Source organism: Cupriavidus sp. OTU4054 (genome assembly GCF_038440175.1).
GTDB classification, from domain to species: domain Bacteria; phylum Pseudomonadota; class Gammaproteobacteria; order Burkholderiales; family Burkholderiaceae; genus Cupriavidus; species Cupriavidus pauculus_D.
The window spans coordinates 20,640-33,991 of record NZ_JASATF010000006.1; the positions used below are offsets into that span (position 1 = coordinate 20,640).

10 protein-coding genes are annotated in these 13,352 nt (G+C 68.9%); 1 reads left to right on the forward strand and 9 read right to left on the reverse strand.

The genetic code is table 11. The features are described 5' to 3' along the window. The first annotated feature begins 105 nt into the window (after positions 1-105). Positions 106-1,059, forward strand: a complete 954-nt coding sequence (locus tag AAHB16_RS09410) for a SphA family protein (RefSeq protein ID WP_342050697.1) — start codon at positions 106-108, stop codon at positions 1,057-1,059. Between the two features lie 2 nt (positions 1,060-1,061). On the opposite strand, the gene AAHB16_RS09415 is transcribed toward AAHB16_RS09410, so the two are convergent. From AAHB16_RS09415 to AAHB16_RS09455, 9 genes are all read right to left on the reverse strand, one after another. Continuing rightward, positions 1,062-2,072, reverse strand: a complete 1,011-nt coding sequence (locus tag AAHB16_RS09415; RefSeq protein WP_342050698.1) for a DUF58 domain-containing protein — start codon at positions 2,070-2,072, stop codon at positions 1,062-1,064. A 7-nt stretch (positions 2,073-2,079) separates the two neighbouring features. Then, positions 2,080-3,066 carry an AAA family ATPase gene (locus AAHB16_RS09420; RefSeq protein ID WP_150374855.1) on the reverse strand — a complete coding sequence of 329 codons (987 nt, stop codon included), beginning with the start codon at positions 3,064-3,066 and terminating at the stop codon, positions 2,080-2,082. Further along, entirely contained in the window at positions 3,063-6,086 is a 3,024-nt protein-coding gene (locus AAHB16_RS09425; RefSeq protein WP_446718077.1) for a fused MFS/spermidine synthase, read from the reverse strand. The genes AAHB16_RS09420 and AAHB16_RS09425 overlap by 4 nt, the downstream gene beginning before the upstream one ends. A 3-nt stretch (positions 6,087-6,089) precedes the next feature. Next, positions 6,090-7,913: an arylsulfatase gene (locus AAHB16_RS09430; RefSeq protein ID WP_446718078.1), complete on the reverse strand. Its 1,824-nt coding sequence runs from the start codon at positions 7,911-7,913 to the stop codon at positions 6,090-6,092. Positions 7,914-7,933: 20 nt separating this feature from the next. Next, positions 7,934-9,034, reverse strand: a complete 1,101-nt coding sequence (locus tag AAHB16_RS09435) for an HAD family hydrolase (protein WP_411859871.1) — start codon at positions 9,032-9,034, stop codon at positions 7,934-7,936. Further along, positions 9,031-10,251: a formylglycine-generating enzyme family protein gene (locus tag AAHB16_RS09440; RefSeq protein WP_342050699.1), complete on the reverse strand. Its 1,221-nt coding sequence runs from the start codon at positions 10,249-10,251 to the stop codon at positions 9,031-9,033. Before AAHB16_RS09440 ends, AAHB16_RS09435 begins: the two co-directional genes overlap by 4 nt. A 106-nt stretch (positions 10,252-10,357) precedes the next feature. Then, positions 10,358-11,464 (reverse strand): hypothetical protein, encoded by a 1,107-nt coding sequence (locus AAHB16_RS09445; protein WP_342050700.1) that lies wholly within the window; start codon positions 11,462-11,464, stop codon positions 10,358-10,360. Further along, a complete protein-coding gene (locus AAHB16_RS09450) occupies positions 11,461-13,044 on the reverse strand; it encodes a vWA domain-containing protein (protein WP_342050701.1) in 1,584 nt (527 codons plus the stop codon). Before AAHB16_RS09450 ends, AAHB16_RS09445 begins: the two co-directional genes overlap by 4 nt. Beyond that, a complete protein-coding gene (locus AAHB16_RS09455) occupies positions 13,041-13,295 on the reverse strand; it encodes a hypothetical protein (protein ID WP_342050702.1) in 255 nt (84 codons plus the stop codon). The genes AAHB16_RS09450 and AAHB16_RS09455 overlap by 4 nt, the downstream gene beginning before the upstream one ends. Between the last annotated feature and the right edge of the window lie 57 nt (positions 13,296-13,352).

Consider the following 13,352-nt stretch of genomic DNA (forward strand, 5'->3'; position numbering starts at 1 on the left):
TGTCTTAACTCGCCCCATCAAAAACTACAGGTCGCAACGGTGGATTTCCGCGGCGCTGCCAAGCCAGAATCCCAAGGGTGGCACCACACACCGGAAGGAGCCGAGATGAGGCGATCGATACTTGCCGCGGGACTGTCGGGCGCGGCCTTGCTTGTGCCCGCCGCGAGCCATGCCGTCGAGGGCGCGCTGGGCCGGCCGGTCACGGGCACCGGCGTCGTGCCCAATGCGGGCATCGTGTCGCCGGAGCCGATCATGGCGGTAAACGTCGCGCAGGTGTACCTGAATGGCTCGATCGGCAGCGGCCGGGCCGTGCCGATCGTGGGCGAGACGTCGGCCGGCATCAACGCGGAGATCGCGTTCACGCTGGCGACGTTCATGAAGGTGTGGGATACGGGCCCCGGCGCCTGGAACTTCGCATCGAGCTTTACGCTGCCCTACCTCTGGACCGAGGTCAACGCCAGTTTCGCGGCGGGACGGTTACAGGGCGCGCGGTCGGACCGCGCATCGAACCTGTTCGATATCACCTTTGCACCGATCATCGCCGGATACCACTTCTCTAAGACCGAGCACGTCTCGGTCAGCCTCAATATCTGGGCGCCGACGGGCCAGTACGACGTGAACGCGCTGGCCAACCCGAGCCTCAACAACTGGACCTTCGTCCCGCAGGTGGCTTACACGAAGATCTTCGCGGCGTATGGACTGGAATTCGACGCCGTGGCGGGCGTGCAGTTCTACACGCGCAACAGCGCGACCGACTATCGCAACGCCTCGCTGTTCACGCTCGACACCATGCTGCTCAAGCATTTCGGCAAGGGCTTCTCGGGCGGCATCATCGTGGGCACCACCCAGCAGCTGGGCAACGACAGCGGCCCGACCGCCGACCGGCTGAACGGCTTCGTCGGGCGCGACTGGGCCGTGGGCCCAATCGTGACCTACGACACGAAGGTCGGCGCCAGAAGCATGCTGTCGCTGGGCATTCGCTGGGTGCCTACCGTTTCCAGCAAGAACCGCATCGACAGTACCCGGACGTTCATGGGCACCGCGACGCTCGTATTCTGACCTCAGGCGCCCCGGGCGCGGCCGAGCAGCCGGCGCAGCTGCGTATCGGTGGGTTCGGCCGCGGACACGGGCAGCAGCGGCACGTCGATGGCCTTGTGCCAGTCCATGAGCGCGACGCTGTGATCGTCCGCGAACTGGCGGATATTGCGCCGCAGCGCTTCGCTGCCGAATCCGAGCTCCACCTGCAGCTCGCCGTTGGTGACCACCAGATGGCCCGAATCGGGCAATTCCAGCAGGAACGGATCGTAGACGAGCACGGACAGCAGATCGTTGCGGCTGCGCAGCGCCAGCATCAGATGGCGCGTATGGCTGTCGCTGCCGTCGAAGTCGCTGATCACGATGACCAGATGATCGTGATGCGCCATGCGCAGCGTGGCCTCCAGCGCCGCGTTGAGCCGGAGCGCGCTGCGTTGCGCGGGGGCGTCGGCGCGCAACGCCCGGTTGAAGCGCTCGATCTCTCCCAGCAGATGCAACACGCCATGGCGGCTGCGCTGTGGCGGCTGCGCGGACTGTCCCACGTCGCCGAACACCACGCCGCCCACGCGGTCTCCATCGGACAGGACGCGCCATGCGGCCAGCGCGGCCACTTCGGCCGCACTCACCGACTTCATCGCGCGGCGGCTGCCGAAGAACATGTTCATGCGCTGGTCCACGACCAGCAGCACCGGACGCTCCTTCTCCTCCGCATAGACGCGGACATGCGGCTTGCCCGTGCGCGCGGTCACGCGCCAGTCCATCGTGCGCACGTCGTCGCCGGGGACGTAGAGCCGTAGCTCCTCGAAGGCGAGGCCGCGCCCATGCACGCGCGACGCATGCCGGCCGGAAAGCAGGCTGTGCACGGGCTGCCGCGTGCCGAAATGGAAGTCGCGCACATGGGCTTCGAGCGCGGCCAGCGCGGGCACATCGACATTGACGCCCGCTTGTGACGCCGCGTGTGACGCCGCTTGTGACCCTGACACGGCCGGTGCCGCCGTCTTCGGGCTTCGGGCGCGGGCGGCGGTGTCGCGGGGCATCGCGCGCTCAGGCAACCGCCACGCGTTGCAGCAGCCGGTCGATCGCCGCATCGGCCGTCACGCCGCTGGCATGCGCCTCGTACGACAGGATCAGCCGATGACGGAAGACATCGTGCACCACGGCCTGCACGTCTTCCGGTGTGACGTGATCACGCGCGCGCAACCATGCGATGGCACGCGCCACCTTGTCGAGGCCGATCGATCCGCGTGGGCTCACGCCGACCTGGATCCAGCGCCTGAGGTCGTCGTCGAAGCGCCCCGCGTCGCGCGTGGCCTGCACCAGCGTGACGATATAGCGCTCCACGGGCGCGCTCACGGTGATGTCCCGTATCGCCTCGCGTGCCGCGAACACCGCGGCCGGGGACAGCCTGTTGGCTTCCCCCTGCCCCCCGGATCTGGCGGCGGCCTCTTCCGCGCGCGCGAGCCGGATGATATCGGCCTCGGCACCGGCATCCGGGTAGCCGACGCTCACGTGCATGAGAAAGCGATCCATCTGCGCCTCGGGCAAGGCGTAGGTGCCCTCCTGTTCGATGGGGTTCTGCGTGGCCATGACGAGGAACAGCGGTTCCAGCTTGTGGGTATGCCCGCCCACGGTGACCTGTCGTTCCTCCATCGCCTCAAGCAGTGCGGCCTGCACCTTTGCGGGCGCGCGGTTGACCTCGTCGGCGAGAATCAGATTGGCGAAGATCGGGCCAGGCTGAAAGCGAAATTCGCCTCTGCCGCCTTCCGAGAGATAGACGTCCGAGCCCGTGATATCGGCCGGGAGCAGATCCGGCGTGAACTGGATACGCGAGAGCCGCGCATCGAGATGCGTTGCCAGGCTCTTGATCGCGCGCGTCTTGGCGAGCCCGGGCAGTCCTTCCACGAGCAGATGGCCGTCGGCCAGCAACCCCAGCAGCAGCCGTTCGATCATGCGCGACTGCCCGACGATCGATGCCCCCATGCGTGCCTGCAGGGCGAGGATGTCGTCGCGTGCCGAAGCGTTCGTGGTCATCGCTCGCCTCCGGAGCGCCCACCCGTGAACCAGCGGTAATAGCGGTTATCGGGGTCCGCGCGCATGACGGCCGTGATATCGCGCAGCCATTGCTCGCGGTCGCCGCGGTAGGCGTCGAGGCCTGCCGCGTAGAACGTATGCAGCGTGCGGCGTTCCTGCTGGATCGCGCGATGGAGCGCGTCGTCGCCGCCGGTGAGCGGCGGATCCGATTGCAGGTCGAGCAGCTCGCGCAGCGTGGCGGGAAACTCCTGCCGCCGCACCCAGCCCGTGTACTCGATGCGCGGGCGATCGTCGGTCACGGCGGCGGCGTCGCCGGCGAACCAGTCGAGGGCCGTGCGATCCATCACGTACGTGGCGAGCAAGGCGGCCGGCGAAGCCACGCCGACTTCGCGCAGCGCGGCGGCAACCGCGGGTTGCGCAAAGCGTGCGGCGATGCCGGTGGCGTCGAGCGGCATCGGTTGCAGGGAGCCGATCAGCAGCATCTCGTGGAGTTCGGTGGTCCAGAGTGTGGCGTGCGGAAATACGTCGAGGAAACTGCGGATCAGCGCGCGCGTGTCGTCGCGGTTCTGCGTCGGCAGCGGCAGCCACTGCGCGACGACGCCACCGGTTTCGAGCCGTGCGGCCGCAAGGCGATAGAACTCGCGCGAGTACAGGTTGACCACGCCGCTGGCGGACGGGGGCGGCGGTTCGAGCGTGATCAGGTCATAGTGTTGCGCGCTTTGGCGGAGCTCGCGCCGGCCGTCGCGCAGGCGGATCTCGAGGCGTGGGTCCGCGCCTGCGTTGTAGTTGCCACGGAAGCTCGGTACCGCGCGGACGACAGCGGGCAGCAACTCGGCTGCCACGCGATGGTCGAGGCCCGGATACTGCAGCAGTGCGCCGGCGGTGATGCCGGTGCCGAGTCCGATGACCAGCGCGGACTTTGGCTCGCGTTGCTGGACGATCAGTGGCAGCAGGGCCTGCAGGCGCATATAGCGCAGCGAGGCCATGGTGTCGCCGGAGTTGGAGACGCCCTGGATGTATAGCCGCCGGAATGGCTGGCTGCGGCCCTGCTCGATGACGCCGACGGTGGCGCCGCGGCTCTCTTCGTAGAACACGAGCGCGCCGCCGCGCGTGTGGGCGAGCAGCGTTGCCAGGCGGTCGGCTGGGGTGGCGATGGCGATGGTCAGGGTCGCGAGCGCGAGTATCGGCACCGCGAGGCGCGTGGTGCGGGTGCGGGTGGTTTCGTTTCTCGAGCCGAGAATGGCCACGAGGGCGATCAGGGTGCTCGCGAGGGCCAGTACGCCGAGCGATCGGATGACGCCGAGCCATGGCAGCAGGACGAATCCGACGAGCGACGAGCCGGCGATGCCGCCGAGGGTGTTGAGCGCGATGACGGTGCCTACGCCCGTGCCGAGGCGGGGCGCCGCCACGGTGAGGCGCAGTACGTATGGGAATGCCGCGCCGAGCAGCAAGGTGGGGAGGAATACCACGCATAGCGCTGCGGTGGCAAAGCTGGCGGAGCTTGCGGCGAGCAGGCTGCCGGTTGCGCTCAGCATGCGCTGCTGCACGAGGGACTGCGCGGCGGGCAGCCATGCGCCGAGCCATGCGAATTCGATGAGCGCGGCGAGGCCCGCGCCGGCGATCAGCAGCGCGAAGGCTGCCCATGGGTCCCGCGTCCGGTCGACACGGCGCGCGACGAGGGCGCTGCCGATGGCGAGGCCGGCGAGATAGGTGGCGAGCATGACGGCGAAGGCGAAGGCGCGGGTGCTGAGGAATTGCACGATGGCCTGGGACCAGAGGACTTCGTAGCCGAGGGCGATGCCGCCGGCCTGGGCGTAGAGCACGAGCGCCAGCGCGCGCCGCCGCGCCGCGACGCGCGCACGGGCCCACCTATCGCCCCCCGCATCGGCCCACGCATCGCCCGCCGCATTGGCCCCCGCATTGGCCCCCGCATCGCCCCGCGCATCGCCCGCCGCATCGCCCCGCGCATCGCCCCGCGCATCGCCCCCGGTATCGGCCCGCGTATCGGCCCGTGTATCGGCCCGCTTATCGGCCCGCTTATCGGCCCGCGTATTGGCCCGGGTATTGGCCCGTGTATCGGCCCGTGTATCGGCCCGTGTATCGGCCCGCGTATTGGCCCGTGTATCGGCCCGGGTATCGGCCCGGGTATCGGCCCGTGTATCGGCCCGGGTATCGGCCCGGGTATCGGCCCGGGTATCGGCCCGGGTATCGGCCCGGGTATCGGCCCGCGTATTGGCCCGTGTATCGGCATCGGCACCGGCATCGGCATCGGCATCGCCAACGGCATCCGCATCTGCATCCGCACCTGCACGTCTGCCATAGGCAAACGCCCCCGCTGCCGCAAGCCCGTTCAGCACCGCCGCCGCGCAGGCGCTGCCCGTTACGCCGAGCAGCGGGATCCATGCGAACGCGGCGAGCAGTGTGCCAGCGATCGCGCCCGCCGTGTTGGCCGCGTAGAGCCTGCCCCCGTGCCTGCCGATCTCGCCCTGCGATGACCGCAGCGCGCGCATCAGCACAGGTAGCGTCGCCCCCATGGCCGTCGCCGGTATGCCGACCAGCAGAACGGGCAGCAGCCATGCAATGGCCCCCACCCGTGCCTCGGCCCAGGCGAATGGCTCCGCCGCGTGCGCGAGGCCGAGCGTCGCCCCGACGCCAAGCACTGCAATCGCGCATTCCAGCATCGCGTAAAGCCGCCACGGCGATACCGCGCCGCCGGCACCGCGATTGCCCGCCGGATCGGTCAGGCGGTCGGCCATCCGCCCGCCAGCCCACCCGCCGAGCGCCAGCCCGGCGAAAAACGCGCTCACCCCGATCGCCACGGCCTCCATCTCCACGCCGACCACGAGCGACAGCTGCTTGACCCACAGCACCTGATAGACGAGCCCGCCCGCGCCGGACAGCGCGAGCAATCCCGAGGCCAGCCACAGGCCGGCCCCGCGCGCCTCCACTCCCGCCACCGCCGCCACTGCGGGGAACGACGCGGCAGCCAGCCGGCCGAGGTTGCGATCCGCCGCGGCCACGGCCTACTTCTTCTGCTGTGGTTGCTGGCCCTTGGCCATCTGATCCGCGACCTGCCGCTTGATCTTCTCGCTGGCCTGGTCGATCGTGAAGCTCGCCGGAATCTGGCTCGGCGGATAGTCGACGAAGGTCTGCAGGAAATTGATCGCGCGGCGGTTGCCCTCGATGAACAGGTAGGGATTCTCGGTCTCGAGATCGTGATACCGGTTCGTCGGCCCCGTGTCCGCGCGCTCGTACGGATCCATCCGCAGATTGAAGTACTTCGGCGCGCGCAGGCACGTGAACGGCTCCTTCCAGACCATCATCGACCCCCGCTCCCGCTGCTCGCAGAACACGACCTTCCACGCCGTGGGCGTGGTCGCGCCCTGCGTGAGCACGTCGTAGCGCATGGCCACCAGCTCCGCGTCGTCGTTGAAATAGTAGAACTCGTCCCGCGCGCTCTTCGTCGTCTGGCCCGTGAGCAACGGCAACTGGTTGTATCCGTCCAGATGGACCTTGAAGCTCTTGCCACCGAGGCTCGCGCCTTTCAGCAACCGGTCCTTGACATCGCCATCGCCCGCCGCCGCAAGTAACGTGGGGAACCAGTCGAGCCCCGACATGAGCCCATTGGTCATCGACCCGGGCTGGATCCTGCCGGGCCACCGGATCATGGCCGGCACACGGAACGCGCCCTCCCAGTTGGAGTCCTTCTCGCTGCGGAACGGCGTGTTCGCGGCATCGGGCCAGGTGAAGAAGTTCGGCCCGTTGTCGGTGGTAAAGATCACGATCGTATCGTTCGCGATGCCGGTGTCATCGAGCACCTTCAGCAGCTTGCCGACGTTCTGGTCCATCTCCCACATGCCATCGGCATATTCGTGCCCCATGCCCAGCCCCGCCTTGCCGCGATATTCCTGCCTGACGTGCGTGAACAAATGCATGCGCGTGAAGTTCATCCACACGAAGAACGGCTGCTTTGCCTGCGCCTGCTTCTGGATATACTGCGCGGCCGCGCCCGTGGTCTCGTCGTCGATCGTCTCCATGCGCTTGCGATTCAGCGGCCCCGTGTCCTCGATCTTGCCGTCCGCCGTGCTGTGCAGCACGCCGCGCGGGTTATAGAACTTGAGGAAGTCGGGATTGTCCTTCGGCCAGTACGGCCGCTCGGGCTCTTCCTCGGCATTCAGGTGATAGAGGTTGCCGAAGAACTCGTCGAAGCCATGCTTCGTGGGCAGGAACCGGTCCTGATCGCCGAGGTGGTTCTTGCCGAACTGCGCGGTGACATAGCCGAGCGGTTTCAGCGCCTGCGCGATCGTGACATCGCGGTCCTGCAGCCCGACGGGCGCGCCGGGCAAGCCCACCTTCGACATGCCGGTGCGGAACACCGTCTGCCCGGTAATGAACGTCGAACGCCCCGCCGTGCAGCTGTTCTCGGCGTAGTAGTCCGTCATCATCATCCCTTCGCGCGCGCTGCGGTCGATGTTCGGCGTTCTGTAGCCCACCACGCCATGGCTGAAGGCGCTGATATTGCCGATCCCCACGTCGTCCCCGAAGATCACGAGGATATTGGGCTTGCCACCCCGGCCAGCCGGGGCGCTTGCAGGCGCGGCGGCCACGGGCGAAGCGCCGGCCGGTGGCGGCGCGACCGGTGCCGGGGTCGCCTCCGATGTCGGGGCGGCGGGCGGCGTGGGGGCGGTCGCAACAGGCGGCGGCGCCGCCGGTGCCGGAGCGGCCTGCTCCGCCTTGTTGTCATCGGCCTTCTTGCAGCCACCCAATGCGCCGCTCAATGCAAGCATCGCGATGCAAAGCGCCGCGGCACCCGCCCGCGCGGATTGAGGGAACGAAGTTGAGATCATCGAAGACTCCCGTCGAGTTTTCACGGTTGTGCAAACGGATAGATACGTGCCCAGTCCCGCTTCATGCTGATGACCGTCCAGCCACGTGCCGTGGCTTCGTCCAGCGCCTTGTCCAGCTTGCCGACGCTCGATTGGCGGTCATACGCGAACTCCCGCTCGGCATCGTCGTGATGCACGAGCACGGCCAGGCGCGCGCCGGCACCGGCCATCGTGTACTGCAACATCTGCAGGTCGCCGTCGGAGTTGCCGACCGCAACGATCGGCCGCTTGCCAATCTGGTGATAGATGCCGACGGGCTTTCCCGGACCGTCGTCGATGAACTCGAACGTGGGTCCGCGTACCAGCGCCGGCTGTCCGTCGCGGACCTCGTACTTGACCGCCTGCGTGGAGCCGATGACCTGCTCCGGCGGAATGCCATAGACGCGCTCCGACCAGGGCCGCATGAACTCGCGCGTGCCGCCGGAGACGATGTACGTCCTGAAGCCGTTGGCGCGCAGATAGTCGAGCAGTTCCAGCTGCGGCTGGTAGACGAGGTCCGTATAGGGCCGCCCGAACCTGGGATGGCGCGCCTGCGCGAGCCATGCACGGATCGTCGCGTCGTACTCGTCCACCGTCATGCCGCTATTGGCAATGGAGACCAGCTTCAGCAGCGCCTCCTGCTGCCGCATCAGCGCCGGCATATCGTTGGCCATCAGCGCGACGAACGCGGGATCGTTGCGCCATTCGGGATGCCGTGGCGCGGCCGCGCGGACCTGATCGAACAGGAAATAGAACTGGAAGTACAGCGGCTGCTCGCTCCACAGCGTGCCGTCGTTGTCGAACACGGCAATGCGGTCCGCGGGCGCCACGTAGTCGGCGGTGCCGGGCTTCGTCACGGCGTCGACGAAGCGGACGATGGACTGCCGTGCGGTGTCGTCGCGCCACGATGGCAGCGCACTGGCCGCGGAGGTGGCGCTGGCCGACGGCGACGCGCCGGCCGCGCCGCCATCGGGCGGGATCGCGCATCCGCTCAATGCGGCAAGCAGCATCGCCACGAACGTCACGCCCGCCAGCAGATTGCCGAGCCGGCGAAGGTGCCGCGCGGGGAGGGTCACGCGTCGCGCCACGCGCGCGCCGCTCATGGCACTGGCCTCGTGGCCTGCATGGCCAGCGCGGACTGCGCGCGCATCTCTGCCCATCGGCGCTCGTCCATCACCAGCCGAAAGCCGAGATGCGACATGCTCGTGTACGGATCGGTGCCGCGGCGGGCGCTGGGCCGGTAGCTGAGGCAGAAGTCCTCGTTGCAGAGGAACGACCCGCCGCGCGTCACGCGCTTCGGCGCGTTCAGCGGCACGCCGGGTTCGCTCGGATCCCACGCATCGGCCGGACCGGCGGGATTGCGGGGCATATTGCCGGCGACGGCCTCGCGCCGGAACTGGTCCGCGCGGTACCAGTCGGCCACCCATTGCCACGCATTGCCGGTCATGTCGAAGAGCCCGTAGCCATTCGCGGGAAACGTGCCCGCCGCACTGGTCCCTAGCGCGCCGCCGGCCTTGGCGCTGACCACCGGAAATGGCTGTGCCTGCTGGCCCTGCCAGACGTTGGCCATCTGCCGGCCGTCGGGGGCGAAGCGGTCGCCCCAGCTATAGGTCGCCTGCTCGAGCCCGCCGCGCGCCGCGAACTCCCATTCGGCCTCGGTCGGCAGTCGCTTGCCGACCCACCTGGCGTAGGCCTGCGCGTCCTCGTACGAGACCTGCACCACGGGATGATCGTCCTTGCCCTCGATGGAGCTGCCCGGGCCCGCCGGGTGCCGCCAGTCGGCGCCGGGAACGAAGCGCCACCAGCGCGAGGACTCGCGCAGCGGCACGGGGCCGTTCGTGCCGACGAAGACGAGGGCGCCCGCCACCATCGCGCTGTCGGGCGGACGCGGCGTACCCGGTGGCAGCTGCACTTTCATCGTTTCCCAGTCGGGTACGCGCTCCGCTGTGGTCACGTACTGCGTGGCTGCCACGAACCTGCGAAATTCGGCATTGGTGACGTGGTGCTGGTCCATCCAGAAGCCATCGACATGCACCTTGTGCGCGGGGCGCTCGTTGGCCTGGCTCATCTTGTGGTCGCTGCCCATCAGGAAGTCGCCTCCGGGTACGTGCACCATGCCGCGCGGACCGGTTACACCATCGCCGGGCGCGATGGCACGTGTGGATGCGGCCCCTGCCGAGGCGTGCGGCACGGCGTCGAACCACCACGCCGCGCCCGCGCCGGCCGCCGCCATGCCGAGCACAAGCGCGGGCCCCACGATGCGGCGTCGCCACGCTGCGGGCGCGATGGCCGCGGTTCGGCCGGGTTGTCGTTTTCCCATTGGCACTCCTTGCTCCATACGCGGGCAATCCCACCCAGTATGCGCAGCGACCCGCCCCGAACGGAATGCAATCTTTCCGTAGCTGATCTGAATGAATTTGTGCGCGCTAGGGATTGAGCGGCGGCAGGCGTCCGCGCGCGCGGGATGCGGCGCGATAGGCGGCAATCTGGCGGCGCATGGCATGCCAGCGTGCGGGGTCGCGCCGGCGCCAGCGGACATATGCGTAGGCAAACACGCCCAGGCACGCCACGACGGCCGCCGCGCCGGCCATTACGCGCGGGTCCAGCCGGTCGATCCAGCGCGACAGCCGCGCGAGCGTTGCCCCCGGAGGGCTCGGCCCCACGCCGGGGCCCGCGCGGCCGACGTCGATCGTTACCGCCGGGGCAGACGATTGCATCGCCTTGCCGCTTGCCGCGTCGTACCACGCCACGGACACGGCCGGCAGCCGGTATTTGCCGCTGGCCTCGAACACATAGGTCACCGTCTCGATGCGACGGCCGCCTGTCGTGCCCGCGCGCGTGGCGCCATCGGCGAGTTGCGGATCGGCGCGGTACTGCTTGGCGCCGCGCACGGGGTCCATCGTCGGCGGCGCGATCATCATCGCGGGTGTGCCGGGGGCGAAGATCGTGATCGTGCGCACCAGTGCGTCACCGGCCTTGAGATGCCCCGCCTTGCCGTCGATGGCGTGATCGAACTGCTGTGCGATCTCGATGGGCACCGCGGGCAGCGTCGCGGCATTGGGCCTCGTCTGCGCGGCCGCGGCCTGCTGGCCGCCGACATGCAACGTCGTCGGCGGCAATGTCACGCGCGCATTGCGCGGCTTGCCGTCATCGCCCGCGAAGGTAAAGGCGATGTCCGGGGATGTCAGCGCGATATCGCCGGGCGTCTGCGGCGTCAGCACGTAGGTCTTGCGGATGCCGGCGTAGCTGGTGCCGTCGATCATCTCGGTCGAGTTGATGGCGCGCTCGTCGGGCATCGTGATGACGGCGCCGGGGACGCGCAGCGTGGGAAATGTGGGCGCGGAAAGAAAGAAGTTCGGCGCGAGGATGGTGACCTCCACCTGCAGCGACTGACCGACCACGGCCGGCTGGCTGCCGACGATCTTCACCTCGACCTTTGCATCCACCTTCGCGTCCACCTTCGCGTCGTCCGCCGCATGGGCCGCGACGGTCAGGCTTACCCATGCGAGCCCCGCCAGCCAGCGCCGCGTCATGGCTTGCCCTGCTGCAGGGCGAACTTGCGTGCAAGCAGTTCGGTGGGCGACGTCTGGATCGCGCGCATCCACATGTCCGCGTTTTGCTGGACGAGGCCCTGCTGCATCTTGTCGCCGCCCGGCGGCGGCGGGGGCTTGCCGGGATCGATCTCGATCTTGTCCGGCTTCAGGTCCGGCGGTTCTTCCTCGCCCTGTTGCTTCTGCTCCTGCTGCTTCAGCAGGGCCTCCATCCGCGCGAGGTTCTGCTGCGCCGGCGGCCAGCCCGGACGCTGCTGCAGGGCATACCGGTATCGCGCCATGGCTTCGCGATATTTCTGCTGCTGCGCGAGGGCATTGCCGAGATCGAACTGCGCTTCGGGGGTGGACACCCTCTCGAACGCGCGCGCGGCTTCGGCGAATTTTCCGGCGCGATAGTAGGCGACGCCACGCCACATCGGATCTTCGAACAGCGTGGCCGCCCGCGTGAAATCGCCCTGTTCGAATGCGCGGCGCCCCTGCTGGTCGTGCGTGAGCCACAGGTCCGCGAAGCGCCACGGCCGTATGGCGGTGTCCGCTTGCGCAAGCAGCGGATCGTGCGGGGCACTGATGGCGACGGTCAGCAGCGCGCCGGCGATCCAGCGGATGGTCCAGCCCTTGCGGAACCATAGCAATGCGAGCAACGCGATCGGTACCGTCAGGGGCCATCCCGCGTCGTGCCAGCGCAGCGTGTCTTCGGCACTGGTCTGTGCCATATGCGACTGGATATGGCGCTGGACCCATGCCACGTCGTCGTCGCTGTCGGGTGTGATCGTCGTCACGGGAATATCGGCGTCGCGCAGGGCACGCAACGTTGCCGGGTCGAGACCGGGCGCGGTGCCGTCGCCCTCTTTCAGCGGACCGCCGTCCTGGGTGCCGATGACCAGTGCCACGACCTGTGTGCGTTTGTCGCGCTGGCGCAGCGCGTCGGCCGCGCCGGGTTCGAGGCCATCGGTCAGCAGCAGGATGGTGCCCGGTATCGGCTCGCGTGCCATGGCTGTCGCGATCATCCGCACGGCCTGGGCGGTGTGCTTGCCCGGCACGGGCATGATGCGTGTCTGCAACGCGTCGGCAAAGGTTTGCAGCAGCGCGGCGTCGTCGGTCAGGGGCAACACGAGGTGTGTGGAACCGGCGTAGGCGTACAGCGCGGTGCGGCCACCGTCGCGATGGGCGAGCAGCGCGCGGATCTTGAGCTTGGCGCGCTCGAGCCGCGTGGGCGTGACGTCGATGGCGTTCATCGTGGGGGCGAGGTCGACCGCGATGGCGAGCGGGGCCTTGTCGGCAAGAAACGGCGGCCGTTCGCGCTGCCATGTCGGGCCCGCCAGGGCGATGGCGGCGATCGCGAGCAGCAGCGTGACCAGATGCACGGGCCGCACGGCAAGCCGCCCGCGCTCGCCGACGACGAGCGCGTCGAGCAGATGCGGGGCGATGGTGCCGCGCCAGCGGCGACGCACGTCGCCGTGCCGACGCACGGCCCAGGGGAGCCATGCTGCGACGAGTGCGAGCAGGAGCCACGAGGGCCGCAGAAAGTGAAACTGCGCGAGGGCACCGATGGCGTCGGTCATGCCGCCCCCTTGCCCGCGGCAGGCGCTGACGTGCGGGCGATCCCGCGCGTGACGTTGTCGGCCGACGGCCAGCGCTGCCGCGAGAACTGGGCTCGCGAGAGGTCCGTTTGCGCTAGCCGGCGCGCGGTCCGGCGCACGGCGTGGGCCGCCGACAGCCAGCGCGTGGCGTAGGCGGCCGACGGCCAGCGCAGCCGCGAGAACTGAGCTCGCGAGAGGTCCGCTTGCGCTAGCCGGCGCGCGGTCCGGCGCACGGCGTGGGCCGCCGACAGCCAGCGCGTGGTGTAGGCGGCCGACAGCCGACGCGGTCG

Excerpts from the sequence above, each read along its gene's own strand:
- AAHB16_RS09440 (WP_342050699.1), bottom strand. The coding sequence starts at position 10,251 with ATGGGAAAACGACAACCCGGCCGAACCGCGGCCATCGCGCCCGCAGCG.
- AAHB16_RS09420 (WP_150374855.1), bottom strand. The coding sequence starts at position 3,066 with ATGACCACGAACGCTTCGGCACGCGACGACATCCTCGCCCTGCAGGCA.
- AAHB16_RS09430 (WP_446718078.1), bottom strand. The coding sequence starts at position 7,913 with ATGATCTCAACTTCGTTCCCTCAATCCGCGCGGGCGGGTGCCGCGGCG.
- AAHB16_RS09435 (WP_411859871.1), bottom strand. The coding sequence starts at position 9,034 with ATGAGCGGCGCGCGCGTGGCGCGACGCGTGACCCTCCCCGCGCGGCAC.
- AAHB16_RS09445 (WP_342050700.1), bottom strand. The coding sequence starts at position 11,464 with ATGACGCGGCGCTGGCTGGCGGGGCTCGCATGGGTAAGCCTGACCGTC.
- AAHB16_RS09410 (WP_342050697.1), top strand. The coding sequence starts at position 106 with ATGAGGCGATCGATACTTGCCGCGGGACTGTCGGGCGCGGCCTTGCTT.
- AAHB16_RS09415 (WP_342050698.1), bottom strand. The coding sequence starts at position 2,072 with ATGCCCCGCGACACCGCCGCCCGCGCCCGAAGCCCGAAGACGGCGGCA.
- AAHB16_RS09450 (WP_342050701.1), bottom strand. The coding sequence starts at position 13,044 with ATGACCGACGCCATCGGTGCCCTCGCGCAGTTTCACTTTCTGCGGCCC.